This window comes from Mesorhizobium sp. M0751 (genome assembly GCF_040320265.1).
Classification (GTDB): domain Bacteria; phylum Pseudomonadota; class Alphaproteobacteria; order Rhizobiales; family Rhizobiaceae; genus Mesorhizobium.
This window is the reverse complement of the sequence record NZ_JAMYPH010000005.1, coordinates 164,089-189,643: the sequence shown is the minus strand read 5'-3', so window position 1 is coordinate 189,643 and position 25,555 is coordinate 164,089. Positions and strand designations below refer to the sequence as shown.

The 25,555-nt window shown below is 60.4% G+C and carries 24 protein-coding genes; 16 read left to right on the top strand and 8 right to left on the bottom strand.

What is annotated here, in order from left to right:
• Nucleotides 1-13: 13 nt before the first annotated feature.
• Genes NKI19_RS11040 through NKI19_RS11030 form a run of 3 tightly spaced genes read right to left on the bottom strand, consistent with a single transcriptional unit; the run spans nucleotide 14 to nucleotide 3,362 of the window.
• The gene (locus NKI19_RS11040) at nucleotides 14-1,375 is read right to left on the bottom strand and encodes a mandelate racemase/muconate lactonizing enzyme family protein (RefSeq protein ID WP_352567132.1); all 1,362 of its coding nucleotides are present in this window, start codon (nucleotides 1,373-1,375) and stop codon (nucleotides 14-16) included.
• A gap of 54 nt (nucleotides 1,376-1,429) precedes the next feature.
• Nucleotides 1,430-2,596, bottom strand: coding sequence for a mandelate racemase/muconate lactonizing enzyme family protein (locus NKI19_RS11035; protein ID WP_352492998.1), 1,167 nt, complete (start codon nucleotides 2,594-2,596; stop codon nucleotides 1,430-1,432).
• A gap of 55 nt (nucleotides 2,597-2,651) precedes the next feature.
• Complete coding sequence (locus tag NKI19_RS11030) at nucleotides 2,652-3,362, bottom strand: GntR family transcriptional regulator (RefSeq protein ID WP_023679253.1); 711 nt, start codon at nucleotides 3,360-3,362, stop codon at nucleotides 2,652-2,654.
• A gap of 218 nt (nucleotides 3,363-3,580) precedes the next feature.
• On the opposite strand from NKI19_RS11030, the gene NKI19_RS11025 reads away from it, so the two are divergent.
• The 9 genes from NKI19_RS11025 (at nucleotide 3,581) to NKI19_RS10985 (ending at nucleotide 12,708) form a co-directional block, all read left to right on the top strand.
• Nucleotides 3,581-5,059 carry an ABC transporter substrate-binding protein gene (locus NKI19_RS11025; RefSeq protein WP_352492999.1) on the top strand — a complete coding sequence of 493 codons (1,479 nt, stop codon included), beginning with the start codon at nucleotides 3,581-3,583 and terminating at the stop codon, nucleotides 5,057-5,059.
• 78 nt (nucleotides 5,060-5,137) lie between these two features.
• Nucleotides 5,138-6,097 carry a carbohydrate ABC transporter permease gene (locus tag NKI19_RS11020; protein ID WP_352493000.1) on the top strand — a complete coding sequence of 320 codons (960 nt, stop codon included), beginning with the start codon at nucleotides 5,138-5,140 and terminating at the stop codon, nucleotides 6,095-6,097.
• The gene (locus NKI19_RS11015; RefSeq protein ID WP_023679256.1) at nucleotides 6,094-6,984 is read left to right on the top strand and encodes a carbohydrate ABC transporter permease; all 891 of its coding nucleotides are present in this window, start codon (nucleotides 6,094-6,096) and stop codon (nucleotides 6,982-6,984) included. The genes NKI19_RS11020 and NKI19_RS11015 overlap by 4 nt, the downstream gene beginning before the upstream one ends.
• A 10-nt stretch (nucleotides 6,985-6,994) precedes the next feature.
• Nucleotides 6,995-8,092, top strand: coding sequence for an ABC transporter ATP-binding protein (locus tag NKI19_RS11010; RefSeq protein ID WP_352493002.1), 1,098 nt, complete (start codon nucleotides 6,995-6,997; stop codon nucleotides 8,090-8,092).
• Between the two features lie 33 nt (nucleotides 8,093-8,125).
• Nucleotides 8,126-9,289: a mandelate racemase/muconate lactonizing enzyme family protein gene (locus NKI19_RS11005; protein WP_352493003.1), complete on the top strand. Its 1,164-nt coding sequence runs from the start codon at nucleotides 8,126-8,128 to the stop codon at nucleotides 9,287-9,289.
• Nucleotides 9,290-9,311: 22 nt separating this feature from the next.
• Nucleotides 9,312-10,061: a ribonuclease activity regulator RraA gene (locus NKI19_RS11000; protein ID WP_352567134.1), complete on the top strand. Its 750-nt coding sequence runs from the start codon at nucleotides 9,312-9,314 to the stop codon at nucleotides 10,059-10,061.
• A 351-nt stretch (nucleotides 10,062-10,412) separates the two neighbouring features.
• Nucleotides 10,413-10,646 (top strand): hypothetical protein, encoded by a 234-nt coding sequence (locus tag NKI19_RS10995; RefSeq protein ID WP_352493005.1) that lies wholly within the window; start codon nucleotides 10,413-10,415, stop codon nucleotides 10,644-10,646.
• A gap of 23 nt (nucleotides 10,647-10,669) precedes the next feature.
• Nucleotides 10,670-11,794, top strand: coding sequence for a methyltransferase (locus NKI19_RS10990; RefSeq protein ID WP_352493006.1), 1,125 nt, complete (start codon nucleotides 10,670-10,672; stop codon nucleotides 11,792-11,794).
• Nucleotides 11,795-12,069: 275 nt separating this feature from the next.
• The gene (locus NKI19_RS10985; RefSeq protein ID WP_352493007.1) at nucleotides 12,070-12,708 is read left to right on the top strand and encodes a LysE family translocator; all 639 of its coding nucleotides are present in this window, start codon (nucleotides 12,070-12,072) and stop codon (nucleotides 12,706-12,708) included.
• A 119-nt stretch (nucleotides 12,709-12,827) separates the two neighbouring features.
• Here the strand turns inward: NKI19_RS10985 and NKI19_RS10980 are convergent, their stop codons facing one another.
• A complete protein-coding gene (locus NKI19_RS10980; protein ID WP_352493009.1) occupies nucleotides 12,828-13,967 on the bottom strand; it encodes a mandelate racemase/muconate lactonizing enzyme family protein in 1,140 nt (379 codons plus the stop codon).
• 135 nt (nucleotides 13,968-14,102) lie between these two features.
• On the opposite strand from NKI19_RS10980, the gene NKI19_RS10975 reads away from it, so the two are divergent.
• The 5 genes from NKI19_RS10975 (at nucleotide 14,103) to NKI19_RS10955 (ending at nucleotide 19,014) form a co-directional block, all read left to right on the top strand.
• Entirely contained in the window at nucleotides 14,103-14,738 is a 636-nt protein-coding gene (locus NKI19_RS10975; protein WP_473554799.1) for a GntR family transcriptional regulator, read from the top strand.
• Nucleotides 14,739-14,854: 116 nt separating this feature from the next.
• On the top strand, nucleotides 14,855-16,093 hold the full coding sequence (locus NKI19_RS10970) for an ABC transporter substrate-binding protein (RefSeq protein WP_352493011.1): 1,239 nt from the start codon (nucleotides 14,855-14,857) through the stop codon (nucleotides 16,091-16,093).
• A gap of 198 nt (nucleotides 16,094-16,291) precedes the next feature.
• Nucleotides 16,292-17,086, top strand: a complete 795-nt coding sequence (locus NKI19_RS10965) for a carbohydrate ABC transporter permease (protein WP_352711175.1) — start codon at nucleotides 16,292-16,294, stop codon at nucleotides 17,084-17,086.
• The gene (locus NKI19_RS10960; RefSeq protein ID WP_352567136.1) at nucleotides 17,079-17,924 is read left to right on the top strand and encodes a carbohydrate ABC transporter permease; all 846 of its coding nucleotides are present in this window, start codon (nucleotides 17,079-17,081) and stop codon (nucleotides 17,922-17,924) included. Before NKI19_RS10965 ends, NKI19_RS10960 begins: the two co-directional genes overlap by 8 nt.
• A gap of 10 nt (nucleotides 17,925-17,934) precedes the next feature.
• Nucleotides 17,935-19,014 carry an ABC transporter ATP-binding protein gene (locus tag NKI19_RS10955; RefSeq protein WP_352493014.1) on the top strand — a complete coding sequence of 360 codons (1,080 nt, stop codon included), beginning with the start codon at nucleotides 17,935-17,937 and terminating at the stop codon, nucleotides 19,012-19,014.
• A 122-nt stretch (nucleotides 19,015-19,136) separates the two neighbouring features.
• Here the strand turns inward: NKI19_RS10955 and NKI19_RS10950 are convergent, their stop codons facing one another.
• From NKI19_RS10950 to NKI19_RS10940, 3 genes are read right to left on the bottom strand one after another with little or no spacing between them, the layout of a single operon-like run.
• Nucleotides 19,137-19,958, bottom strand: coding sequence for an alpha/beta hydrolase (locus NKI19_RS10950; protein WP_352493015.1), 822 nt, complete (start codon nucleotides 19,956-19,958; stop codon nucleotides 19,137-19,139).
• 8 nt (nucleotides 19,959-19,966) lie between these two features.
• A complete protein-coding gene (locus NKI19_RS10945) occupies nucleotides 19,967-21,454 on the bottom strand; it encodes an NAD-dependent succinate-semialdehyde dehydrogenase (RefSeq protein ID WP_352493016.1) in 1,488 nt (495 codons plus the stop codon).
• A gap of 18 nt (nucleotides 21,455-21,472) precedes the next feature.
• A complete protein-coding gene (locus NKI19_RS10940; protein WP_352567138.1) occupies nucleotides 21,473-22,699 on the bottom strand; it encodes an iron-containing alcohol dehydrogenase in 1,227 nt (408 codons plus the stop codon).
• Between the two features lie 332 nt (nucleotides 22,700-23,031).
• Here NKI19_RS10940 and NKI19_RS10935 point away from each other — a divergent pair, with 332 nt between their 5' ends.
• A complete protein-coding gene (locus NKI19_RS10935; RefSeq protein ID WP_352567140.1) occupies nucleotides 23,032-23,724 on the top strand; it encodes a GntR family transcriptional regulator in 693 nt (230 codons plus the stop codon).
• 151 nt (nucleotides 23,725-23,875) lie between these two features.
• Complete coding sequence (locus NKI19_RS10930) at nucleotides 23,876-24,469, top strand: DJ-1/PfpI family protein (RefSeq protein ID WP_352493019.1); 594 nt, start codon at nucleotides 23,876-23,878, stop codon at nucleotides 24,467-24,469.
• A gap of 133 nt (nucleotides 24,470-24,602) precedes the next feature.
• Here NKI19_RS10930 and NKI19_RS10925 read toward each other — a convergent pair whose 3' ends face one another.
• Nucleotides 24,603-25,514: a GntR family transcriptional regulator gene (locus tag NKI19_RS10925; protein ID WP_352567142.1), complete on the bottom strand. Its 912-nt coding sequence runs from the start codon at nucleotides 25,512-25,514 to the stop codon at nucleotides 24,603-24,605.
• Nucleotides 25,515-25,555: the final 41 nt, after the last annotated feature.

The window sequence follows — 25,555 nt, the reverse complement described above, 5'->3', positions numbered from 1 at the left end:
GGTTCTTTTCGCCTCAGCTCCAGGTGCGGTCCCAGGAATACTCGTTGTCCCAGTGATCCGTGGGCTGCCAGATGCCGGTGACATCCGGCTGCAGGTGCTGCGAGATCACCTCGTCGACGACGTCGTCGATCCCAAGGCCCGGTTTGTCCGGAACAGTGATAAAGCCGTCCTTCACGAGCGGCTTGGGAACGCCGGTGACGATATCGTCCCACCAGTCGACGTCGGCGGAGTGGTATTCGAGCGCCATGAAGTTTTCGGTCGCGGTCGCGACATGTGCCGCGGCCATTGCGGCGATTGGACTTTCGGCCATATGGATGGCCATTGCGACGCCGTGGTCCTGCGCCATGTCGCCGATCTTCTTGGTCTCGAGGATGCCCCCGCTGGTGAGCAGGTCCGGGTGGATAATGGAGAGGCCGCCGCTCTTGAGCAGAGGCTCGAAACCCTCCTTAAGGTAGATGTCCTCGCCGGTGCAGATCGGCACCGTGGTGGCGGCCTGCAGCTGTCGGTACTGCTCGGTGTACTGCCATGGGATCACATCCTCGAGCCAGGCCGGCACGTATTTTTCAATCCGCCTGGCGAGCCGAATACCGTTCTGCAGCGAGATGTGGCCGACATGGTCAATGGCGAGCGGAATATCCATGCCGATAATTTCGCGAACCTCGGCAATGTACTGTTCAAGCAGGTCGAGGCCCTTGTCGGAAAAGTGGAGGCCGGTAAATGGGTGGGCAACGTTATGCAAATCGTAAGCCGCATTGCGGGCGCGCCGCTCTTCAAGCGTCTTGACCGGCCCGCGGCCGGGATGGACGCGGTAGCCTTCAAGTGAGCCGGCAGGGGAGACGACCGCACCGGGTACATCCGCGATCTGCATCAGCCCCAGATCCATCTTGAGGAAGGTGAAGCCGAGCTCCATGCGCTGCTTGAGGCGCTTGCCGGTCTCGGTGCCGCTCGGCACGGTCGCGTCGGTGTCGCAATAGACGCGCACCTTCTCCCGAAACCGGCCGCCGAGCATCTGGTAGATGGGCACGCCATAGGCCTTGCCGGCGAGATCCCACAACGCGATTTCGACCGCGGAGACGCCGCCGCCTTGCCGGCCGTGCCCACCGAACTGCTTGATCCGGCGAAACAGGCGGTCGATGTCGCAAGGGTTTTCGCCAAGCAGCCGGCTCTTCAGCATCAGCGCGTAGGTGGCGCTGGCGCCGTCGCGCACCTCGCCAAGCCCGACGATGCCCTGGTTGGTGTAAATCTTGAGCAGGGTCGAGGTGAACGGCGCGCCGACGATTTCGGCTACCCGCATGTCGGTGATGCGAAGCTGGGACGGCTTGGAGTTCGCGTTCACCCGATTGAGCGCTTCGTCGGCGCCACCTGTCTTTGCCATGACTTATCCTCGTTTCGGCTTGTCGCCCCGCACCACGGCCGGCATAGAGTGTTGCTAGCCCAGCTCTATCTCGTGGGCCTGCAGGTAGTCGCGGTCCATCTCAATACCGAGACCAGGCTTCGATGTCAGCTTGAGGCTGCCGTTCGAGACGTCGAGCGGTCTGTCGATCAGGTGATCGTATTTGCCCAGGTTCCACTCCGATGTTTCGAGTTTGTAGAAATTGGGAACGGTCATCATCACCTGCGCTCCCGCAACCACGTTGATCGGTCCCGCGGCGTCATGTGGCGAGACAGGCACGTAGTAGGCTTCGCACAACGCAGAAATCTTCTTGAGTTCGGTAATGCCGCCGGTCCAGGTAACGTCGGGCATGATGTAGTCGGCGAGCTTGTTCTCAAGCACCGGCACGAAATCCCATTTCGTGTGGCCGCGCTCGCCCCATGAGATAGCGGTATTGACCTTCTCACGCACCTGCTTGAGGGCGTTAAGGCTCTCGGGCGGGCAGGGCTCCTCAAACCAGTCGATCTGGCCGGCCTCCTCGAGGCTCCGACAGAGGCGAATGGCGGTGGGGACGTCGAAGCGGCCATGCGCATCGATGAGAATGTCGACATCGGGTCCTGCCGTTTCGCGGATCAGAGCCGTGAGTTCGGCGGCTTCGCGCTCGTCCTTGCGGGTCATGCTGCCATCGAGGTAGCCGTCCCGCTGTTCGCGGGGCAGGCCATCGGCGCTGCGGCCCTGGTGGGGGTAGGGATCGAACTTGAGCGCAGTGTGTCCGGACTCGACAATGTCTAGAATTTCGCGGACCACAGCCTCCTTGCTTGTGAATTTAGCCTGGTTGGGATGGGTGTAGAGCGCGATTTCATCGCGTACCGGTCCGCCCAGCAGCTCGTAAATCGGCTTGCCGAGGACTTTGCCCCTGATGTCCCAGAGGGCTATGTCGATGGCGCTCACGCATTCGACAGCCGCGCCGCGGCTTCCCATATAGGTGAAGCTGCGGAAGATCTTGTGCCAGAGATGCTCGATACGCGCCGGATCCTCACCTGTCACGGCGACGCCGATCTGCCGCAGGATCGTGCAGAGAGCGCGGTTGGCGAGCCTTGTCGTAGTGGTGATCTCTCCCCAGCCACTCACTCCCTCGTCGGTCGTCACTTCGACGAACAGGAACTCTCCCCAATAAGAAGCCTCGGACTTGATCAGCCACGGCCGAATGCTCGTGATTTTCATCTCGACTACCTTTGCCTGAAAATGGTCAGCCTAACGAGGTTCTGGACTGGACATTCTACCCGGCCCGAGCGGCGTTGCGGGCACGCATCTGTTCCAGAATATGCCGGCCCGAACCCTCGACATGGCGGGAAACGAGTTCGGCCGCCTTGTCAGCCTCTCCCGCCTTCACAAGCGCGATGAGTTCGCGGTGCTCGCGCATGATCGCGGCACGTCGCGCCAGCGTGAAATTGAAACGACGGCTCACGGCTCGCAGTACTTCGCGATGCTTCCACCAAAGCTCGGCGGCGTGGCGGTTGTAGTGCCGCTGGTACATGACGGTGTGGAAAGCGGTATCCAGCTCACTGTGCCTGAATGTGTCGGCGAAGTTGTTCTCTTCGATCAGGCCTTGGAGACGTTCGAGTTCGGCGATGTCCTCGCCGGTAGCCATGTTCACAAACCATCGTGTCAGGGCTGGCTCGATTAGAACACCGATCTCGTAGATATCCCGGACAAAATCCTGATCGATGGGTCGGACGCGCGCCCCGCGATTGGCGACAAAGGTGACAAAGCCTTCGCCACGCAACAGCTGCAGGGCCTCGCGCACAGGATTGGTCGAGGTGCCGTGACGCCGGGCGAGATCGGTGACCACAAGCCGTTCGTTGGCGGCAAGCCGTCCTTCGATGATGTCTTCCCTGATCAGTTCATAGAGCGAGGCGCCCTCGCTTGAGGCCCCGATGGGATCAGTCCCGACCGGTGGCATCGCTTTGAAATCGCTTATTTCGGCCAAGGCCGGCTCCCTAATTTAATACATACCTTGCCCGATATCACACACGGCTTTCGCAAACAATGTACGATTCTGCGCGTTGACAGGCAATCCACGATCTGAAAACGTACCAAGCGATCGAGAGGATACACTGAGCTGAAAGAAGCATCATCGCGATCGAAACGAGCAAGGACCGCTTTGCTTCGGCGCAGGGCGGCATGGGAGAACCAGGGAGGATACCTATGACGAGAATTGCGCTCGGCAGTGCCGTCCTGCGCGGCACTGTCGCCACTGCTTTGATGGCATCCCTGACGTCTACATCGGCGCTGGGTGCACCGCCGGTTGACCTGAGCAAGTGGTCGCCGGAATATGTGCGCTCGATTGCGGGCACACAGGATTTTGACACGGCGGCCGATTGCGCCAAGGTCACCTCGCTCGACTACAAGGGGCGACTGACTTTCTGGTATCAGGGCGTGTTCGAGGGCGACCCCGACCTCCTGCGCCAGTACTACAAGGAATTCTTCGAGACCTTCCGCAAGACATATCCGAACATCCAACTCGAGGAACAAGCGCTCACCTATAACGACCTTCTCGACAAGTTCCGCACGGCGCTCCTGGGCAATGCCGCGCCGATGGCGGTCCGTCTGCAAATCCTGGGTGGTACCGAGTTCGCCTCAAAGGGCTATCTCCAGCCGCTCAAGCCCGAGGATGTGGGGTATTCGACCGAGGATTTCTGGCCCGGCGCCATGAAGGCAGTGACCTGGGAGGGCGTGACCTACGGCATTCCGACCAACAACGAGACGATGGCGTTCATCTGGAACGCCGACATCTTCAAGCGTGCGGGCCTCGATCCGGACAAGCCTCCGGCAACCTGGGAAGACGTCGTCAAATATTCCAAGCAGATCCACGACAAGCTCGGCATTGCCGGCTACGGCCTCGTGGCTCGCAAGAATGCCGGCAATACGCCGTACCGTTTCATGCCACAGCTATGGGCCTATGGCGGCGGCGTCTTCGACGAAGCCACCGCAAACCCGACCTATGAGCAGGTCCAGCTCGATAGCCCGCAGAGCAAGGCAGCGCTGCAAGCCTCGTACGACATGTATGTTCGCGACAAGTCGGTTCCGGTCTCGGCACTCACCAACCAGCAGGCCGATAACCAGCCCCTGTTCGTCGCCGGCCAGCTCGGCATGATGATCTCGCACCCGTCCGATTACAACGTCATGCTCGACCTGCAGAAAAAGGCGACGGGCACCGACAAGGACAAGGCGCAGACGGTCATCGACAACATGCGCTACGGCCTGATCCCGACTGGTCCCGACGGCAAGCGCGCCGTCGTGTTCGGCGGCTCGAACATTCACATCCTGAAGCCCGAATATGTCGAGGGCGGCAAGGTAGACGAACCGGCTGCGAAAGCTATCATCTGCATGTGGACGAGCCCTGAATGGTCGCTGAAGATGGCCTACGCCGGATCAAACCCGGGCAACCTCAACGGCTTCAAGACCAAGTGGATGAAGGAACGTCTGGACAACATCAAGTTCCTCGACGTCACCACCTCGATGCTGCCATACGGCATCCCGTTCCCAGCGCTGCCGCAGGCCCCCGAGATCATGAACATCATCATCCCGGACATGCTGCAGAATGCCCTGACCGGAGCGATGACGGTCGACGAGGCAGCGGACGACGCGGCCAAGAAGGTAAAAGACCTGATGGGCGGACTGTAGCCCAGGCCTGACCTACGACCTGACCGGCTGCGCCGCTGGCGCAGCCGCCTCGTTCCGAAGAAAAAGGGCACGCCACAAGTGACGATCGTGACCGGCAAGGCCGAGGCTCGCCGAAGATTGCAACCCGGTACATCCGGCACGCTGCGGAAGATCTGGGCGCATCGCGCGGACTACGCGTACGTGCTCCCAGCGATCGCCGTCATGCTCATCGTCATTGCCTATCCGATCTACTACACGGTCGAGCTGTCGTTTTTCAAGACACCGCCTGGCCTGCAGCTCCGCGACAAGACCTTCATCGGCTTCGACAACTACACGACCATCCTGACCAGTCAGGTGTTCTGGAAAGTCACCTGGAACACACTGATCTGGACTCTGGGGTCAACTTTCATCTCCTTTGTCCTGGGGTTTGCCACAGCGCTTGCGCTCCACCGCGACTTCATCGGCCGTGGTGTCCTGCGCGCTGTCCTGATCATCCCTTGGGTCATCAGCGCAGTCGCCGCCTCCTATATCTGGAAGTGGATCTACCATTCGGACTTCGGGATCATCGGCGCGGTGCTGGTGGGCCTCGGATTGGCCGACCAGCCGCCGAATTTCATCGACAATGTCAGCACGGTGCTGCCCTCCCTGATCGTCGTCAATATCTGGCGCGAGTTTCCGTTTGCCATGATCATGATGATGGCCGGCCTGCAGACTGTCCCCGATCAGTTGCTGCGTGCCGCAACAGTCGACGGGGCCAACGCATGGCAGCGCTTCTGGCACGTCACCTTCCCGCACTTGCGCAACGTCTCGGTGGTGACGATGCTGCTGCTCGCGGTGGCCAACTTCAATTCCTTCATCATCCCCTGGATCATGACGGGCGGCGGGCCGTCGAATGCATCGCACATCTGGATAACCCACATTTATGAGCTCGCCTTCGGACGGCAGCGCTGGGGCGTGGCATCGGCCTATTCGGTGCTCCTGTTCCTCACACTGATGACGCTGGGCTACTTCTACGTCCGTGCGTTAAGCGGCAACGAGCGGAAAGAGGGGAGCGCATGAGCACGATTGCCGAGACGGCACCTCGAGCCCAGACCCGTCGCCGCATGCGCGTCGACGGATGGCGGTGGGCGGGGCGCATCTTCCTCGTATTCATGCTGCTTTATACCGCGTTGCCGATGATCTGGATGCTGATCACCTCGATCAAGTCCGGATTCGCGGCGACGCAATTCCCGCCGCAATGGTGGCCGGACGAACCTACCCTCGCCAGCTACCAGAAACTGCTCGATCCGCAGAACAGCGTCGGCCAGGACTTCCTCCGCTTCTTCTGGAACAGCCTTTTCGTTTCGACCGTCACGACAATCCTTTCCGTGATCGTGGCTGTCCCTGCGGCCTACGCGTTTTCGCGCTTCAGTTTCCCCGGCCGCAATTTCCTGTTCTTTGCCGTGCTGCTGCGCAATATGTTCCCGGCGGTGATCTTTCTCGTGCCACTCTTCATCCTGATGCGCGCGATCGGTCTGATAAACACGCATGGCTCGCTGATCCTCACCTATCTCACCTTCGGCCTGCCGCTGGCGATCTGGCTGCTCAAGGGTTTTTACGACAACATCCCGGTGCAGCTCGAGCAGGCGGCGCGCATCGATGGCGCAACACGGTTCCAGGCCTTCATCATGATCGTGATGCCGCTCTCGACGCCGGGGATCATCGCCACCGCAATCTATTCCTTCATCGGCGCGTGGAACGAGTACATCTACGCCTACACCTTCCTCTCCAAGAACGAGCAGTTGACGCTGCCGGTCGGCATCCAGCGCTTCTTCTCGGAAAATACGACGGACTTTCCGGGCCTGATGGCAGCCAGCTTCATGATGAGTGTGCCCGTCGTGGTGCTGTTCCTGGTCCTGCAACGATACTTCGTACGCGCCCTTACAGAAGGCGCGGTCAAGCACTAGGGAGTTGCCGATGGCCCACGTGGTCCTCCAAGATCTCGTCAAGAGCTATGGCAGCTTCAAAGCTGTCAACCACGTCTCGCTGACGGTCAATGACGGCGAGTTCGTTGCGCTCGTCGGCCCTTCAGGCTGCGGCAAGACAACCACGCTCAATCTCGTCGCCGGGCTGACCCCGATCACATCGGGCGACATCATCATCGGCGAGCGCGTGGTCAACGACCTCGACCCCAAGGACCGGGACATCGCAATGGTGTTCCAGAACTATGCGCTCTACCCGCAGAAATCGGTCTACAAGAACCTGGCATTCCCGCTTCAGATGCGCAAACTCCCCAGGGACGAGATCGACAAGAAGGTCAAGGAAGCGGCACGAGTGCTCGACATGACGCACCTGCTCGAGCGCAAGCCGCGCGAACTTTCAGGCGGGCAGCAGCAGCGTGTGGCCCTTGGCCGTGCCCTCGTTCGCGACCCCGCCGTGTTCCTCATGGACGAGCCACTGTCTAACCTCGATGCCAAACTGCGCGTGCAGATGCGGTCGGAAATCAAGCGTTTCCACCAGGACCTAAAGGCGACGATCATCTATGTGACGCACGACCAGCTCGAAGCCGTGACCATGGCTGACAAAATGGCGGTGATGAATGGCGGCTACCTGCAGCAATACGATTCACCGGCGCAGGTCTTTGCCCATCCGGTAAACATGTTCGTCGCCAGCTTCATCGGCAGCCCGGCGATGAGCCTTATTCCGCTGCAGGCCTCGATGGCAAACGGCAACACGGTGTTGACCGGCGCCGAGGGCTGGCGCCTTGAGCTCTCGCCGCTCAATGCCCAGAAGGTCGCGAGAGCAACGACAAAGAAGGTCGTGCTCGGCGCACGTCACTCGACGATCAAGCTCCACAAGAGTGCGGTACCAGGCAGCGTCCCGGCCAAAGCCTATACGGTGGAGCCGACAGGAGACATCACCTTCGTGCAGGCGTTCCTGTCCGGGGCCATCGTCAACGTCAGCGTGCCGCCAAACGTTGCCGTCTCGCCCGACGAGCAGATCTGGCTCGAGTTCGACCAGGAGCGGATGCATCTGTTCGATGGCGAAACTGAAATGGCCCTCAAGGCCAACTGAGATAGGGCGGATGCGCGTGAAACGTGGGCGTGGATGACTGAGAAGCTTAAGATCACCGCGATCAAGCCCTATCCGGTGTGGGTAGGAACGCGCAATCAGATGCTCGTCAAGGTCGAGACCGACCAAGGCATCTTCGGTTGGGGCGAGAGCGGCTTGAGCGGTCGCGAGAGGGCCGTGGCCGGCGCGGTCGAGCACTATCGCGAGTTTCTCATCGGCCGCGACCCGATGCAGATCGGGCGGATCTGGCAGGAGGTTTACCGCAGCCAGTACTTCGAAGGCGGGCGAGTGCTTCAGGCGGCGATTTCCGCAATCGACATCGCCCTTCACGACATCAAGGGCAAGGCGCTGGGCGTGCCGGTCTATGAGCTGCTAGGCGGCAAGCAGCGCGACCGCATTCCCACCTTCGCCTCGACCGGCGACGAGGCCGAGGGCGATGTTGCCATCGAACGGGCCCGCGAACTTCGCGCACATGGGTGGCAGGCGATCCGCTTCTTCCCGTTCGGGCAAAACAGCGAGGACATCTTCGAGCCGCGCGAGTCCATCGGCACTACCGCAAGTATGCTGAACAAGGCGCGCGAGGTGCTGGGCGACGACGTGGTCCTCGGCCTCGACTATCACCATCGGCTCTCGGTGGCAGAGGCGGCGAGCTTCTGCAACAAGCTCGGCCGCGGCGTGCTTGATTTCCTCGAGGAGCCGATACGGGCCGAGACGCCGGAGGCCTATGAATCGCTGCGCACGATGACCGACATCCCCTTTGCCATCGGCGAGGAATTTGCCAGCAAGTGGCAGTTCCTGCCCTACATCGAGCGCGGCATCCATCAGTTCAACCGGATCGATGTTTGCAATGTCGGCGGGCTCACCGAGGCGATGAAAATCGCTGGCTGGAGCGAGGCGCATTATGTGGACCTGATGCCGCACAATCCGCTTGGTCCAGTGTGCACCGCCGCGACCGTGCATCTCGCCGCCGCGGTACCCAACTTCGCGTGGCTCGAGACCAGGGCGCCCGAAACAAAGCTGGGCTTCGACAATTCCGACTTCTTCCCCGTGCAACCACGGCTCGACGGGACCGATTACCCGGTCGGCGATCTGCCGGGCCTCGGCATCGAGGTCAACGAAGTTGCGGTCCAAGCGCAGAGTTTGCGTTTCTGGGAAGCGCCTCACCTTAAGCGCCGCGACGGTTCTGTTACGAACTGGTAGTTCCATTCAATCGGAGTCCACAATGACGCATACTTCCGACATCGTACGGCCGTCTAAAGACCTGATCGACGCACTCAGGGAGATCGGCGCCGCGACGGTTGCCGGCACGCTTGGCCACATGGGCTTCCGCAATCCGCACATGGTCGGTCCGGTGGCGCAAAACCACGGGAAGTCGATCGTCGGGCCGGCGCTGACGCTGCAGTTCCTGCCGCAGCGGCCGGACCTGTTCACCGAAGGAGAATATGCCGATCCGGAGACGCAGCTGCACCGGCACGTGCTCTATCACGCGCAGGAGGGCGATGTGGTCGTGGTCGACGCGCGCGGCGACATGAGCTCGGGCGTCTTCGGCGATATGATGTCGACCTATTTCAAGGGCAGGGGCGGGGCGGGTATCGTCATCGACGGGTGCATGCGCGACCGGCCGAATGTCGAAAAGCTCGACCTGCCCCTATGGCTGCGCGGCTGGACGCCAAACTATCATGTGCAGACCAGCATCTATCCCAATGCCGTCAACGTTCCGATTGCCTGCGGCGGTGTCACGGTGATCCCCGGCGACATCATCGTCGCCGACGACGACGGGGTGGTGGTGCTTCCCGTCGTGATGGCTCCGAAGGTGATCGAAGAATCACAGAAGCATCACGATTGGGAGGAGTTCTCGCGAGCGAAGCTCATGGAGGGCGGTCCGTTGCAACGCTACTATCCGCTGCATGACGATGCCCGCGGGGAGTACGAGGAGTGGCGCAAAGCAAATCGCCTGGAGAACCCGAGTTAGCGCATGGATTACCTCGTGGCGGGCTGCGGAGTCGAGTTTCATCGTCGGGCGCCCACTGCACTGCACTGAACGGCCGAGACGGGTCCGGCTCCCGCCATCTTGTGCGGGCACCAAGCGTTACACCAAGCGGACCTCAAATGGCGAACCGGAAGCATCATGGTCGCCTAGAAGCTGACGAACCACCTGTTCGGCAGCACCGGCGCGCTGCTTGACAGCAAGCTGACCGCCGGTTTGTTTCAGCCGTAACCGATTGTCCGAATCCCGAAATCACCCCGTAACATGGCCTGCTGAGATTCGAACCAGCGCGGTCATTCTCGCGCATGGTCCGACTGTTACGAGAGGAGTGAAATAATGCCGTTCCTGCTCATCCATGGCGCATGGCACGGTGCCTGGTGCGCTCGACGAGCACCGGCATCGAAGGGTCTGACGTATGCAATCCGCGTCGAGAACGGCAAGGGCCAACACCACATTGGAAAACACTTAAATGTTCTCGAAGTCCGCAACACTGTGGCATCCACACTTGCGGCAGCGTTCGGAACCCGCACCGCCAAGAATACAGCAGGCTTGAAGCCGCGAACCAACTAACCATCAACACTGAGGAATGCGCCATGTTCGACCATCTCCAGCGCGCTGCTGCGCGCACAACGACGCTTGCCCGCCAGTTCGGTTCGATTACGGACGAGACAAAGCTGCAGGCAGTCGATCAGCCGATTGCCATGCCGGAGCTTCCTTCCGCCGTCCCGCTGATGACACTTTCGACCGGCTTCTGGGCCTTCAAGACGTTGGCCGCTGCGCACGAGCTGGACCTGTTCGGTCGCTTCGCGGACGGCCCAGGCACGACTGCCGGCGAGCTCGCGCAAGCGCTCGGTCTGCATCCACGCCCGGCCGAGATGCTGTTGACCGGCTGCGCTGCACTCGGGCTTCTGGAGAAAACGGACGGCCGTTATCGCAACACGCCTTTAAGCGAAGCCTATCTTGTGCGCGGGAAGCCGTATTATTTCGGTGGCTTCGTGCAGATGGCCGACAAACGGCTCTACGCAGGCTGGGGCAAACTTACCGAAGCACTTCGCACGAACCGGCCAACCACGTGGGACCCGGCAGTACAATCCTCGATATTCGACGGCGAGGATCCGACGATGCTGGCACTCTTCTGGGAGGCGATGCATTCGCTTTCTACGATGACCGCGCGCAAGCTCGGCGAAGCGGTGGATTTTGGACATTTCCGCCGCCTCCTGGACATTGGCGGCGGATCGGGCGCGTACGACATCGAGCTTTGCAAACAATATGGGGCGCTGCGTGCGACCGTGTTTGATCTGCCGCATGTGGCCGCGATCGCCGCGGGAAAAATTACCGAGGCCGGCTTGACCGACCGTATCGAGACCGTCGGCGGCAACTTCTTCGAACAGCTTCCCGGAGATCACGACGTGCATCTCCTGTCGATGATCCTGCACGATTGGGACGAGGCGAAGGACCGCGCCCTGCTGCGCCGGTCCTTCGAGGCTTTGCCGAGCGGCGGCGCCGTCGTCATCAGCGAGCTTCTCGTCAATGACGAAAAGACCGGGCCGGCGCCGGCCGCGCTGATGAGCCTCAACATGCTGATCGAGACGGAAGGGCGAAACTACACGCCGGCCGAATATCGCGCGTGGCTCGAGGAAGCAGGATTCCGGCAAATCGAGACGGTCTGGTTCGATGCACCCGCCGCGAACGGCGCCGTGATCGGCCGCAAGCCGTAGGGCGCAAAGCGGAGTGGAATAGGCGCCCGCAGCTCAAACTCGGAGGGCACCCGACTCCAAACGACCTCCAAAATGTACGACGTCGTGATCATCGGCGCGTGCTTCGACCGCTTGTGCAGCGGTGTGAGCTGATAGCCAGCGGCGAAGCAGTTGGAGTTGCAGCCGGTCCGATCGCGACCCGTTGCAGACAAAAACGAGTTAATCCACTAATTGCGGTGGCTGGACCCCGGTAGGGCGTCCAATGCGAGGAGAATTGGATATGAGGAGGAAACGCCATGCATGAACTTGCCATCCTGTTCTCCATCCTCGGGGTCTTCCTTCTCGGCGCTATCAGCCCAGGCCCGAGCTTTGTCGTGGTTTCGCGCATCGCGATCTCCGCGTCGCGCGCGGACGGCGTAATGGCGGCGATAGGGATGGGCATAGGCGGCTTCCTTTTCGCCTGCATCGCGGTCGCGGGCCTGACGGCGATCCTATTGCAAGTTGAATGGCTTAACCTTGCGCTAAGGTTGGCCGGCGGGGCTTATCTTGTTTGGCTCGGCATCAATATCTGGCGCGCCGCGCCCGAACCGATAGAGGTTGCCGAGACCGCGACTGGACGACCAAGCACGCTTTGGAAGTCCCTACTGCGTGGTCTGTTTGTACAACTGTCCAATCCAAAGACAGCGATCTTCTACGCTTCAATGTTCGCCGCGCTCTTGCCCTCGCCGACACCGTCCTGGATGTTGTTTGCTCTGCCGCCGCTGCTCTTCCTCAACGAATTCGTATGGTACACCATCGTGGCACTGGGTTTCTCGTCGCGCGGACCGAAGGCTGCCTATTTGCGATCCAAAGTCTGGATCGACCGCACTGCGGGAACGGTGGTTGGAGCGTTGGGCGTCAAGCTGATGACCGACAGCGTGCGATCTTCTGTTTGACGCATAGCTCCTGCCTTTCGGCTTGGAAGTCAGGATTTGGCTGATCTTGGCCGTTGCACTTTTCGTCGGCGGCGGCGTTAATTGCGCCATGCATCGCCAACTCCCAATCAGCTATTCACTCACTTGCCAGGGAGGCGTGTATTTTCTGGCGCGGTACCCAGTTCCGACCGTATCAGGCGCCTTGGTCTCATCCATTCGCCGCGCGCTTTTTCGGACAGTACCAATCCATGGCCAGGTCGATCGGGTGCATAGGCGTAGCCGTCCCGGATTTCGATGGGCTGCTCCACCAGATGATCGAAGTTCTGAAACGAATATTCCAGCCATTCGACTTCCGGAAGCGCGACCGCCATGTGCACGCCGATCTCCAGAAAGGTGTTGCCGATGCTGACCGGGATGCCGAGCTCGGCGGCCAGCCAACCGATGCGCATAACATCGGTGACTTGACCGTGGACATTCAGGATGTCGGCTGCGTGGGCTTCCAGAAGAAGCCGTTTGCCTTGAAGATCTAGATACTCGCCGCTGTTGATCTGAGTCCATGTTATTGCCTGCCTGAGCATTCTCAATCCTTCGTGGTCGTGACGCAGGATTGGATCCTCGACCCAGAGAAGATCGTGACCGGCATCGCGGATCGCCACCAATTTCACCAGCGCTTCCTTCGAGGTCCACGCCTCATTCGGGTCGATCATGATTTTCGAGCCTGCCGGCACACAGGATTTCAACAGTTCCAGGCGCCGCAGATCGCGATCGAAATCCGGGTGGCCGACCTTGATCTTGAAAGCGGAATAGCCAAGCGACGCCGCGTGGGAAAACAAGGAAACGAAAGCATCATCGTCGAGGTGGAAATCGAGGCCACTGGCGTAGGCTTTCACACGGTTGCGACGACTGCCGAGCAGCACGTGAAGGGGTAGGCCAGCTTCCTTTGCCGCAAGGTCCCAAAGCGCCACCTGGACCGCTTCATGAAAGGGCAGGGAGTACGCCCGCTGATTGCCGCCACGCGGGCGGTTCACACGATGAACCAGCGCGATCGCCTTGTGTCCTTTCAGGGCCGGCCAGACCTCGTGTTCGAAAACGGTCTCAATCTCGATCTGGTCGGGCAGGGGATCGAAGAGCGTCTGGATGAAGCCCAGCCCCACCTCGCCACTTTTCGAAACGAGTTCCAGCGCGGCGACGTTTACATCGTCTGCGCGAACTTGACTGTCCCCGATTACCCGGTCGCGGGCGAACTGAAATCGGGTTATACGAAAATGCGAAAGGCTCATCACAGGGGCTTTCTGATCGTTTAGTGCAAGTTTCTGATCTATCAGTCAGGATGTCTCAGTACCGAATCAACGGAGGAGCCGCAAGTGGCGGGCAAAGCAAAAGCCATCTCTCATACCCCGGTGGCGGCCACCCGTATGAGCGATGTTGCCTACGAACGAATTCTGGAGCGCTTATTCGACAGGCGCGTTCCGGTCGGGGCATTCGTTTCGCAGAGCGAACTGTCCGCGATCGTTGACGTGCCCGTCGCTCCGCTTCGTGACGCTCTGCGCAAGCTCGAGGCGGAAGGAATTCTCACCATCCATCCACGCTCCGGAATCCAGTTTATAAAGCCTGGCATGGAACTCACGCGCGCCACCTACCAATTCCGCGCCATCATAGAGCGTTCGGCAATTCGCGTCTTTGCCGAACAGGGTGATGAAGCCATCATGAATGCCTTGGAAATGCGGCACTCCCGGCTGGTTCGGCGCATCGAGCGGGAGGGTGTGGGAAAGGAGCAACTGGAGGAGATGGATGCGCTGGAGGGAGAGCTGCATGGCGCAATCATCGGCGCGCTGCGCAATCCCTTGATCGATAGCACATATCGGCGCATGCACAATTATCTACGTCTGTTGCGGCTGGACAGCAAACTCACCTCGCCGATCATGATCCGGACGCTCAAGGAGCACCTCGACATCCTCGAGGCTTGCAGCAGCAGGAATGCCGACGCTGCCGAGGCAAAGCTGCAGTCCCATTTCCAGGCGGCCATGCAGCGGAACCTGGGTCTGGTCTGACACGTCGTCGTTTGCCATTTGCCTCTCCGGTGAGGTTGCACGGCTTGGAAAATGATGTTACCCAACACTCCAACTGATCGATCAGTCTGCTGATCTGATATCGTGGAGGAGGTCGCATGCAGTTGAACAAGAGGCAGTTTCTCGTGGGTTCGGCGGCCCTTGCGATGGCAGGGCGCATCGGTGGTGCCCGTGCCGCAAGTGCCATCAGTTACTGGCACCACTTCACCAGTCAGTCGGAAATGGCCGGCTTGCTCAAGATCATCGGATTGTTTCAGGCGGCGAATGCAGACGTGGCTGTAACCCAGGAGAACATCCCGAACTCGGAATATATGGCCAAGGTGTCTTCGGCCGTGCTGGCCGGCGGGCGTCCCGATACCGCCATGGTGATCGCCGAGCGCTTCGCCGATCTTACCGCGATGGAGGGATTGATCGATCTTACCGAGCGCGTGAACGGGTGGGAGGGCAAAGCAAACTTTCCCGACAACCGCTGGACCGGGCTTTCCAGCAATGGCGCCATTTATGCGGTTCCCGCCTTCGCCTTCGTTGACTGGATGTACTACCGCGCAGACTATTTCGAGGAAGCTGGACTGGCGGGGCCACCCCGAAATTTCGACGAATTCCTGCAAGCATCCCGCAAACTGACGAATCCTTCGAAGGGCAGGTATGCCTTCGGCATGCGCGCCGGCGCCGGCGGTTTCAAATATGTCATCGATGTCATGGAGGCGTTCGGCTCGCCGATCGTCAAGGACGGGCAGCCGGCCATGGACAGGGCCGCGGCGATCGAAGCGATAACGTTCTATTCCGATCTCTTCCTGAAGGAAAAGGTCGTGCCGCCGAGCGCGCCCCACGACAGCTACCGTCAGATCATGGAGGCGTTCCGCACCGGGCAGACTGCCATGGTGTGGCATCATACCGGTTCGCTGAACGAAATCTCGAGCGCGATGAAGCAGGGCGAACAATTCTCGACCGCGCCGATGCCGGCCGGTCCGAAGGCGCATGTCGCTCGCGTCGCATACGCCGGCAACGGCGTCATGAAGGGAGACAATATCGAGGCTGCCTGGCGGTGGGTGAGTTTCTGGGGCCAAACCGACGCTGCCTTGGCCCTGCTCGAGGGGACCGGCTATTTTCCGGCTTCCGCCGCTGCGCTGCAGGATCAGCGGATCACCGGCAATCCGATCTATAGTGCGGCGACGGAGACGCTCAAGTTCGGACGCCTGCCGAACAATTTCGTCGGCGCCGCGGGCTGGTCCGAAAATGTCGTCAATCCCGCTTTCCAGTCGGTGCTGACGGGTCAGTCGACGCCGGAACAGGCAGTGGACCGCATGATCCAGGGCCTGGAGGCGGCGCTCCGCTGATCCCCCGCCCTGCAGCCGTGCTCAGAACGCAACGGGACGGTGCTTTCGCATCGCAGATTCATGACAATAGGCTCGAGCAGATATCTGTCTTTGCGGGCTCTCGGCGAACTGTCCGAGACCCGATACTGGATGTATTTGCTGCTCCTTCCCAGCCTCGCCCTTATCCTTCTCGTGATCGCCTATCCAACGCTTTACGGCATGGCCATCAGCTTTCGCGAGATGCGTCTGACGCGTCCCGGGTTGGACGGCTGGGTGGGCTTCAAACATTATGTAGCGATGTGGTCAGACCCGGTCTTCTGGATCGCATTGAAGAACACAGTCGTGTGGGTCGCGGCCGCGGTCGCGCTGGAACTGTCGCTTGGTCTTCTCGCCGCGACAGCTCTCAACAGGGATTTGCCGGGCACGAAAATCTTCGCCGTGCTCATCCTGCTTCCCTACTTCCTGCCCAACGTCGTGGCGGGCCATATGTGGGCCTTGCTGCTCGATCCGCGGCTCGGAGTGATCAACGATCTTCTTGTCCGGATAGGCGTCCTGCAGTCCTACAGGGCATGGTTTGCTGATCCCAATACTGCACTTGCGGCGACCATTCTCGTCGAGGCCTGGCACGGGTTTCCATTCTTCGCGCTGCTGCTGCTCGCGGGCCTGAAAGGTATTCCCGAGGACCTCTACAGGGCAGCGGCGGTCGACGGCGCAGGCGTAGCGGCGCAGCTCCGGCTGATCACCTTGCCGATGCTCAAGACCGTCATCGCGGCGGCAGTGATCCTGCGCGTCATCGGTCTGGTCAATTCGCCCGATCTGCTCCTCATTCTCACCGGCGGCGGACCCGGAGATGCCACGCAGGTGCTGTCGTTGTATGCCTTTCAGACCGCCTACAAGGAATTTAATTTCGGCTACGCATCCGCCCTGTCGGTGGTGATGTTCGCGACCCTGATGATCTTCGCGGCCGGGTACATCCGTATCTCCAGGATTACCAAAGGACAGGGCGATGATTGAAAGCAAGCGTCACCGGCGGATGATCGCGAACATCGCCACCTACGTCGTGCTCGCAAGCCTGACGGTGTTCTGCATCGGTCCGATGATCTGGATGTTCCTGACATCCCTCAAATATGAGGCCGACATTGTCACCCAGACGATGCAGTATCTCCCGAGCCGCGTCACCTTCGACAATTATGTCGCCATCTGGACGCAGTCAGGTTTCCCACGGCTTATAGGCAACAGCCTCGTCGTCACCTTCCTGACGGTGACGATCTGCGTCGTCACGGGCACGCTTGCCGCCTATGCATTTTCTCGCTTCGCGTTTCGAGGCCGGGATCAACTCATGCTCGGCTATCTTGTCGTTCGTATGTTCCCGGCAGTCATGATGATCATTCCCCTTTATGTCGTTATGCGCGGTGTGGGGCTCGTGGACAGCCGTTTCGGCCTGGCGCTTGCCTATACGAGTTTCCTGCTGCCGCTGTTCGTGTGGATGCTCAAGGGGTTCTTCGATTCCGCACCTAAGGAACTCGAGAGCGCGGCACGCATCGACGGCTCGACAAGGCTTGGCGCCATGGTCCGCATCGTCATGCCCCTTGCGCGGAACGGCCTGGTCGCAAGTTCGGTGTTCATTGCCATCGCGGCCTGGAACGAGTTCCTGTTCGCCCTGATGCTGACGACCGGGCAGGGGTCTCGCACCTGGCCCGTGGGCCTGCAACTGATGGTCGGAGAGTTCCAGCTTCCTTGGGGAGTTCTGGCGGCAGGCGGCATTCTCAGCATCATCCCGGTCATCGTTCTCTTCGCGATCGTCCAGCGAACCATGGTCCAGGGGCTGACCGCAGGCGCCATCAAAGGTTAGGAGTACTCGCATGGCGACGCTTTCCATCAGGGACGTGCGCAAGTCCTATGGCTCCGCACAGGTTCTTCACGGGGTCGACATCGAGCTCGAGGACGGAGGCTTTCTGGTTCTGCTCGGGCCGTCCGGATGCGGCAAGTCGACCTTGCTCAACATGATTGCCGGCCTCGACGACACGTCCGGCGGTGACATCCTGATCGGGGGACGCTCGGTCCTCGACCTTGCACCCAAGGACCGCAATATCGCGATGGTGTTCCAATCCTACGCGCTTTATCCCACCATGTCGGTGGCGAGGAATATCGGCTTCGGATTGGAAATGCGTGGCGTGGGCGCCGACCAGCGCAAGCGCGCCGTGGAAGATGCCGCGCGAATGTTGCAAATCTCCCATCTGCTCGACCGACGCCCCGCCAATCTTTCGGGTGGACAGCGGCAGCGCGTTGCGATGGGCCGCGCGATCGTGCGCGACCCGGAGCTGTTCCTCTTCGATGAGCCGCTGTCCAATCTCGATGCCAAGCTCCGCGTGGAAATGCGTACGGAGATCAAGCGCCTGCACGAGCGTCTCGGCACGAGCATCGTCTATGTCACGCATGATCAGATCGAGGCGATGACGCTGGGCACCAAGGTGGCCGTCATGAAAGGCGGCTACATCCAGCAATTGGGCGACCCGCGCACCATCTATGAACGGCCCGCCAATATGTTCGTGGCAAGTTTCATCGGATCTCCGGCAATGAACTTCTTTGCCGGACGACTGGTCCCGGATTCGGAAGGTGTCCGGTTTCAAGCGAGCGGAGTATCGATCGTGTTGCCGACGCGGAACCGGCAGGTGGACTCTGAGCGACCTGTGGTGCTGGGCATACGGCCTGAAGAGCTGAGAACCGTTCCGCAAAATCGAGCTTCGATCATGGGCGAGATCGATGTGGTAGAGCCTACCGGCCCTGAAACCATGGTGACGGTGCAGGTCGGCGAGCACGCGATCATCGCGCGCCTGCCGCCGAGGTTTGCCGGCCGGCGCAAAGAGCCAATATGTCTTGCCGTGGATCCAGCGAGCGTCAACCTGTTCGATCCGGATAGCGGACAGCGCATCGACATTTAGGGCGTGGATACCAGCGGCTGGAGGCAGTTGCGCACGGTCCCGCGATGTCGCCTCGAATTTATCCCGAGCGAATGCGGACCGCTAGCGGTCAAGCGGCGTTGACCGGCATCTCGGCATGGTAGTCAGCAGCCCTTGGCGATCAGTTTTTCCAGGCAACCGGCAGCCTCGGTCCCCGGCACGCCGAGATCTCTGACACTGTCCATGTGGTTACGGTTCGCGAGCACATGCGACGTTACCAGCGATCCCTGCCGCAGCAAGCTTGCTTTGAATCGATCGGCTTGCTGATGGAAGGGTGGTGTCTCGTTGGCTCCGACCAGAACCGTCGCCCTGGTTTGAGGATCATGCCGATAGGCAAGAGGTGTAAACATGGCGACTTCCTCGTCGGTTATTCCAATTTCGTCGGCGAGAAAGGAATCCTGGAGCGGTTTCAAATCGTAAAGCCCGCTCAGCAGAAGGGCTGCCCTCACATTCGAGGGGGCATGCTCGCCCCCGAACAGAAACGTTGCAAGATGGGCTCCGGCCGAATGACCACTGACGGTCAGGGCCGCCGGGTTTCCGCCATGATCGGCGATGTTGGCCAGGACCCACTGCTTGGCGCGGCGCACCTGGTCGACGATCGTCGGCATTCGGACCTTGGGCATCAGCGCATAATCAATGACGACGGCAATAGCCCCGGCCTGGGTAATCGTCGTCGCCACGTATGAATAGTCGCGCTTGGAGAACATTCTCCAGTAGCCGCCATGGACAAAGATGTGCACCGGAAGCGCCGTTCTTTTGCCCGCGGGAAAGAACAGGTCCATGGTCTCGGTCGGATCCGGTCCGTACGCTACGTCAGCGGTCATCGCAATGGTGGCGCGGGCGGCCTCGCTGCGATCAACGAAGTCCTGCACGATTTCATCAAAATCCGCGACGTGGTCGCGGATGCGAAAGGGATCGCCTTGCATTCTTCTGCTCACATGCTGATGGCGAGGTATTTCGCCTCCATGAATTCCGCAATGCCGTGATGCTGCCCTCCCTCGCGGCCAAGCCCGCTCTGCTTTACGCCGCCGAAGGGGGCTGCCGGATCGGACATCAGCCCGCGGTTGAGAGCGATCATCCCGGCCTCGATCCGGGAGACCACCCGCATGCCGCGCGCTAGATCGCGCGTGTATATGTAGGCAGCAAGCCCATATTCAGTGTCATTGGCGCGTGCGATGACCTCGGCCTCGGTTTCGAAGCTAGAGATTGGCGCCACCGGCCCGAATATCTCCTCATGCGCCATCTTTGCATCGCCCGGCACGTCGCGAAGCACTGTCGGAGGGTAGAAGAAACCACGTCCGGACTGGACTGAGCCACCGCACAAGACGCGCGCGCCGCGTGCGACCGCGTCGATGACAAGTCGGTCTATCTTCTCGACCGCCTTTTTCGTGATCATGGGCCCGCATTCCGTGTCCGGGTCGGTGCCGACGCCGACCTTGAGCGACGACATCCGCTTCTCGAGGCCCTCGCAGAAGGCTTCGTAGATGCCAGATTGCACATAGAGGCGGTTTGCGGCCGTGCAGGCCTCGCCGGCGTTGCGCATCTTGGCCACCATTGCGCCATCGAGCGCCGCTTCGAGATCGGCGTCGTCGAACACAATGAACGGTGCGTTGCCGCCGAGTTCCATGGAACACGAGACCACATGCCTGGCAGCCTCTGCCAGCAGAGCGCGACCCACACCCGTTGAACCGGTGAAGGAGAGTTTGCGCACCCGCGGATCGGCCAGCATGGCGGCCGTCAAAGGCCCGGGACTGGAGGTTGTCAGGACGTTGACCACGCCCGGTGGAACGCCTGCGTCCTGATAGAGCGCGGCCAGCGCGTAGGCGGTAAGCGGGGTCTCACTGGCCGGCTTCAGGATCACCGTGCATCCAGCGGCAAGTGCCGGCGCGATCTTGCGCGTCGCCATCGCGGCAGGAAAATTCCACGGCGTGATCAGGACGCAGATGCCGATCGGTTCGTAGTCGACCACAATGCGGTTGGTGCCGGAAGGCGCAGTACCGAACTCACCGGTAATGCGAACGGCCTCCTCAGCATTCCAACGGAAAAATTCCGCGGCGTAAGCGATCTCGCCTCGGGCATCCCGCAGGGCCTTTCCGTTTTCCAGTGCGATGAGAGTAGCCAGTGCCTCCGATCGTTCTGTCATCAACTCAAAGCAGCGTCTGAGGATCTCGGAACGCTTTCGCGGCGACGTTGTCCGCCAGCCATGGGCCGCCTTGGCAGCGGCGGCAACGGCGGCGGCCGCGTCCTCCAAGGTCGCATCGGGTACGGCAGCGATGATGGCTTCCGTCGAAGGATCAATGACCGGAATTACCCTGCCATCCGCGGATTGCCGCCATTGGCCGTCAATATACAGCCCGTGCGAAATTGTGTGGAAGTCGCTGACGCCCTGATCATCCGACAGAACCTGTGAAAACGTGTTCATCTCGATATTCCCGATTGTTTACATGACGCAGCTGGCGAGGTCGCCATCAAAGGCGGCCTGGACCAGGCTTCGCATGGACCTCAAATCGAATGGCCGCGGATTGTTCTTGATGAGGCGCTCGATACCGATCGCTTGTTCCGCCGTCCAATCGAGCTTGTCGGCAGGCAGCCCCAGCTCGGCCAACGAGGGAGTGATCCCGATTGCCCCAAACAGCCGACTGACCTCGCCAATGCTCGCGTCGGCCAACTCTTCGGGCGTCAGGCCTTTTCGATCGAGGGAGAGCGCGTTGGCGATCTCGGCCATCTCGGTTGCTGCGGCTGTTCTGTTGTACTTCATGACGTATGGCAGCATGGTGGCGACACCCAGTCCGTGAGGGGTGTGGGTTATCGCGCCAACCGGGTATTGCACGGCGTGCGCTGCCGCCGTGCCGGCCGTTCCGAACGCGCAGCCGGCGGCAAGTGCACCCATCATGACATCGGCCCGGGCGTCCTCGTCGGAGGGCCGGCGGTATGCCGTTTCAAGGCTTCGGCCAAGCAGCTTGATCGCCAGCAGGGCAAAATGATCGGTCAAGGCGGTTTTGCCGATAAAGACATGTTGTTGCGGAAGGCCGGGATCGGTCCCGCGCCTGACGGCGGTGAAGGCCTCGATTGCATGCGTCAGCGCATCGGCGCCTGCGATCGCCGTCAATCCCGGCGGGCATGTCATCGTCAGTTCAGGATCGCAGACAGCCGCGGCCGCGATCAGATAAGGGCTGGAGATGCCGACCTTCAGCGTGCGATCCGGATCCGAGATCACGGCAACCGGGGTGACTTCAGAGCCGGTGCCGGCGGTTGTCGGCACCGCGATCAATGGCAGCGTCGGGCCGGGCACCTTGAACTCGCCGTAGTAATCCTGGAGCTGACCGCCGTGACTGATGAGCAACGCGGCGCATTTGGCCATGTCGAGACAACTTCCGCCGCCAATGCCGATCACCATGTCGGGCGCGAACTTCCGCGCTTCCTCGACGCAGACGGCAACGGTATCCCGGGGGACGTCGGGTAGCACACGGTCATGCACCAGTAGGTCTATCGAGGCGGCTCGCAGCGCCGCGACGATCTCTCTGAACGGGCTCGTTGCGGTAAAACGTTCATCGGTGCAGACGAGTGCGCGACGTCCAAGCCTGGCCGCGACAACCGGAATGACGTGGCGTTGGCCCTTCCCGAAGAGGATTTCGCGCGGCAGCCTTAGGGCAGCGAAAAGCCTCATGACCTGCATCCTGTGATGATGTCTGGATTGGAATGCGAGATGGCGTTCAACTCGGCCCAAAGGCTGGGTTCGATGTAAAACCCGTCTTGTCGCGCGGTTGCATGTCGACGCGCCCAGCCATCGCCCGCAACGCTGGCGGTCCGTTCAGCAGGTGAGGAAGCACGGGTTGCCAGGGCGGCACGCTGTTCCAGCAGCGCTAGCGCAAGTGCCATTACTTTGTCTCGAAACAGCCTCAAATTATATCCTCTATAAAATCGTATAGGATATAGGATTGCATTGGTTGGAGCATCGTGTTAGCAACTCAATGTGTCAAGAGGCAAAAAGTGCAGGCCATGAACTTACCCAGTCTAGACGAAGCGAACCTCGCCGGCGGGCGTATCCAGCGCTCCAGCAGCCTGGTTGAGGACGTCTACGAAGCGATTTTCGCGCAACTCATGTCGCTGAAAATTGCGCCGGGCTCGCGCATCACGGTCGACAGCCTGGTCAAGGAATTCAACGTATCCCACACGCCGATCCGCGAGGCGCTCGGCCGGCTCGAAGGCGAAGGCCTGGTGCTGAAGACACATCTGATCGGTTACCGCGCTGCGCCGCAGATTACGAAACGACGGTTCGACGAACTCTACGAGCTTCGCCTGCTGCTCGAGCCTCACGGTGCAGCCAAGGCAGCGGTGCTCATGGACGAGGTAAAGCTCGCACAGCTTCAGAAATCGGCCGGCGTCATGGCGCGCCGTGAGGGCAAGGACGAGCGCCTGCGGTATTCCAACTTCGCCCGCCAGGATGCCATTTTCCATGACAAGGTCATGGATTTCGCCAACAACGAACTCGTGCGCGAGACACTGGCGCACCAGCATACCCACTTCCACATATTTCGCCTGATGTTCCATTCGCGCGTCACCGAGGAGGCGCTTGACGAGCATGAGGCTATTCTGGCCGCTCTCGCTGCGGCCGATCCTGCCGCTGCCGAGCAGGCGATGCGTCGCCATATCGAGCATTCCCGCGACCGTTTGTTGTTGGCGTTCGACTGAGACTGTCCCGATGTCCCCGTACCCGCCGTCGATGGTCATCACGCAGGCCAGTGCCAACGAATACTACTTCCCCGATTCACCCTTCTAGAAACTCAAACCTACCGGGCGAGTACAGGTCTCGCCCGGCCGTTGTCACAGGAAAGGAACTACCATGCCAGGCAAAAAGATCCTGATGCTGACCGGTGAATTCACCGAGGAATACGAAATCTTCGTCTACCAGCAGGCGATGGAAGCGGTGGGCCACACTGTTCATGTCGTGTGCCCAGACAAAAGCGCCGGAGACCTGATCAAAACATCGCTGCACGATTTCGAGGGCGATCAGACCTACACCGAAAAGCTCGGCCACTATGCGCTGATCAACAAGACCTTTTCCGACGCTGAGAAGCAACTGGAGCAATACCACGCTGTTTACTGCGCTGGCGGTCGCGGGCCCGAATACATCCGCACCGACAAGCGCGTGCAGGCGATGGTGCGCCACTTCCACGAAACCAAGAAGCCGATTTTCACGATCTGCCACGGCGTGCAGATCCTGATCGCGGTCGACGGCGTCGTGCGTGGCAAGAAGGTCGGCGCGCTGGCGGCGTGCGAGCCGGAGGTGACGCTTGCGGGCGGAACCTATATCGATCTGTCTCCAACGGAGGCATATGTGGATGGGACGATGGTTTCGGCAAAAGGCTGGACGGCGCTTGCAGCGTTCATCCGCGAATGCCTGAAGGTGCTGGGAACGGAAATCCGCCACGCTTAGACCTTCTTCCGACGCATCTCAAAGGGGGGCGTCGGTTCCCTTCTGGAAGGGAAACTTGTCACCGCCAGTTCGGCCCGGATCATAAAACGCCTGCACCACGCTGAGTTTGCCTCCCAAGGACAGAGGTCTTTCGTTATGCATTGATGCTCGTTTCATCAAATCCTGTGAGCGAGCGCATCAGTGTTTCCCTCGCTGAGGCCAGATGCGCTCGGCAGGCCACCTCAATCCGAGTGGAGTTGCGGCTCTCAAGCGCATCGATATAGGCAATGTGTTCGTGGATTGCGGCAAGGTTGCGCTGCTTTTCGTCCTGCTTGTTCCACTGATAGTGGTAGTGAAAAATGAACGTGATGATGTCGTAGAAATCATTGATGAAGCGGTTCGGTGACGCCTCGTTTATGAGCCGGTGAAACCGGTTGTCCAGGCCGGAGAAGTCGTGAAAACGGCCTTCAATTCGCTCCAGCAGGTCGGCATGCGCCATCCTGAGCGCGGCGAGTTTCGACCATAGCGGAGAACTGTCCGGCTGCAGTGAAAACAGCTGTGCCGAACGCAATTCGAACATCACCCGGATCTCGAAGAGCTCAAGTGCAAAGTCTTCGGTAAAGCCCTTGAAAAGCCAGCCTGTATTCGGCCTTTTCTCGATCAGTCCGAACCGGCTGAAGCGGATCAGGAATTCGCGAATTCCATTGGTCGCAACGCCGAATTGGCGCGCAAGCTCGAGCTCATTGATGCTGGTTCCAGGCCTGGTGTCACCCCGCAGCATCCACTCCATGAACTGCTGTTCGACATGCTTGGCGCGAGGCGTGGTTTCGGCGTCCGGATAGTAGTCGTTGTCGCTGACCGGGCGGCCCGTCGACCTGAGGCCGTTATGCTCGGTGACAAGTTCGCGGTGAACCAGTTCCCGCAAAACCTTTCTGACGGTTGTGCGGCTGACGCACATTCGCCGTCTAAGCTCATTTTCGGAAGGAAGGTCACCGGCCAGTTGCCCGTCGCGCAGCATATTTGCAGCTCGATTGAAGGCCTTCTTGTAGACGGTGTCGGTTCTCATCCGATTTTCCCTGGAACAATACCTTGTCCTTTTTAGCATGA

What these genes read in the sequence shown, in the direction of transcription:
- NKI19_RS11040 (WP_352567132.1), bottom strand. Translation starts at nt 1,375, where the DNA reads ATGGCAAAGACAGGTGGCGCCGACGAAGCGCTCAATCGGGTGAACGCG.
- NKI19_RS11035 (WP_352492998.1), bottom strand. Translation starts at nt 2,596, where the DNA reads ATGAAAATCACGAGCATTCGGCCGTGGCTGATCAAGTCCGAGGCTTCT.
- NKI19_RS11025 (WP_352492999.1), top strand. Translation starts at nt 3,581, where the DNA reads ATGACGAGAATTGCGCTCGGCAGTGCCGTCCTGCGCGGCACTGTCGCC.
- NKI19_RS11015 (WP_023679256.1), top strand. Translation starts at nt 6,094, where the DNA reads ATGAGCACGATTGCCGAGACGGCACCTCGAGCCCAGACCCGTCGCCGC.
- NKI19_RS11010 (WP_352493002.1), top strand. Translation starts at nt 6,995, where the DNA reads ATGGCCCACGTGGTCCTCCAAGATCTCGTCAAGAGCTATGGCAGCTTC.
- NKI19_RS11005 (WP_352493003.1), top strand. Translation starts at nt 8,126, where the DNA reads ATGACTGAGAAGCTTAAGATCACCGCGATCAAGCCCTATCCGGTGTGG.
- NKI19_RS11000 (WP_352567134.1), top strand. Translation starts at nt 9,312, where the DNA reads ATGACGCATACTTCCGACATCGTACGGCCGTCTAAAGACCTGATCGAC.
- NKI19_RS10995 (WP_352493005.1), top strand. Translation starts at nt 10,413, where the DNA reads ATGCCGTTCCTGCTCATCCATGGCGCATGGCACGGTGCCTGGTGCGCT.
- NKI19_RS10990 (WP_352493006.1), top strand. Translation starts at nt 10,670, where the DNA reads ATGTTCGACCATCTCCAGCGCGCTGCTGCGCGCACAACGACGCTTGCC.
- NKI19_RS10985 (WP_352493007.1), top strand. Translation starts at nt 12,070, where the DNA reads ATGCATGAACTTGCCATCCTGTTCTCCATCCTCGGGGTCTTCCTTCTC.
- NKI19_RS10980 (WP_352493009.1), bottom strand. Translation starts at nt 13,967, where the DNA reads ATGAGCCTTTCGCATTTTCGTATAACCCGATTTCAGTTCGCCCGCGAC.
- NKI19_RS10975 (WP_473554799.1), top strand. Translation starts at nt 14,103, where the DNA reads ATGAGCGATGTTGCCTACGAACGAATTCTGGAGCGCTTATTCGACAGG.
- NKI19_RS10970 (WP_352493011.1), top strand. Translation starts at nt 14,855, where the DNA reads ATGCAGTTGAACAAGAGGCAGTTTCTCGTGGGTTCGGCGGCCCTTGCG.
- NKI19_RS10965 (WP_352711175.1), top strand. Translation starts at nt 16,292, where the DNA reads ATGGCCATCAGCTTTCGCGAGATGCGTCTGACGCGTCCCGGGTTGGAC.
- NKI19_RS10960 (WP_352567136.1), top strand. Translation starts at nt 17,079, where the DNA reads ATGATTGAAAGCAAGCGTCACCGGCGGATGATCGCGAACATCGCCACC.
- NKI19_RS10955 (WP_352493014.1), top strand. Translation starts at nt 17,935, where the DNA reads ATGGCGACGCTTTCCATCAGGGACGTGCGCAAGTCCTATGGCTCCGCA.
- NKI19_RS10950 (WP_352493015.1), bottom strand. Translation starts at nt 19,958, where the DNA reads ATGCAAGGCGATCCCTTTCGCATCCGCGACCACGTCGCGGATTTTGAT.
- NKI19_RS10945 (WP_352493016.1), bottom strand. Translation starts at nt 21,454, where the DNA reads ATGAACACGTTTTCACAGGTTCTGTCGGATGATCAGGGCGTCAGCGAC.
- NKI19_RS10940 (WP_352567138.1), bottom strand. Translation starts at nt 22,699, where the DNA reads ATGAGGCTTTTCGCTGCCCTAAGGCTGCCGCGCGAAATCCTCTTCGGG.
- NKI19_RS10935 (WP_352567140.1), top strand. Translation starts at nt 23,032, where the DNA reads ATGAACTTACCCAGTCTAGACGAAGCGAACCTCGCCGGCGGGCGTATC.
- NKI19_RS10930 (WP_352493019.1), top strand. Translation starts at nt 23,876, where the DNA reads ATGCCAGGCAAAAAGATCCTGATGCTGACCGGTGAATTCACCGAGGAA.
- NKI19_RS10925 (WP_352567142.1), bottom strand. Translation starts at nt 25,514, where the DNA reads ATGAGAACCGACACCGTCTACAAGAAGGCCTTCAATCGAGCTGCAAAT.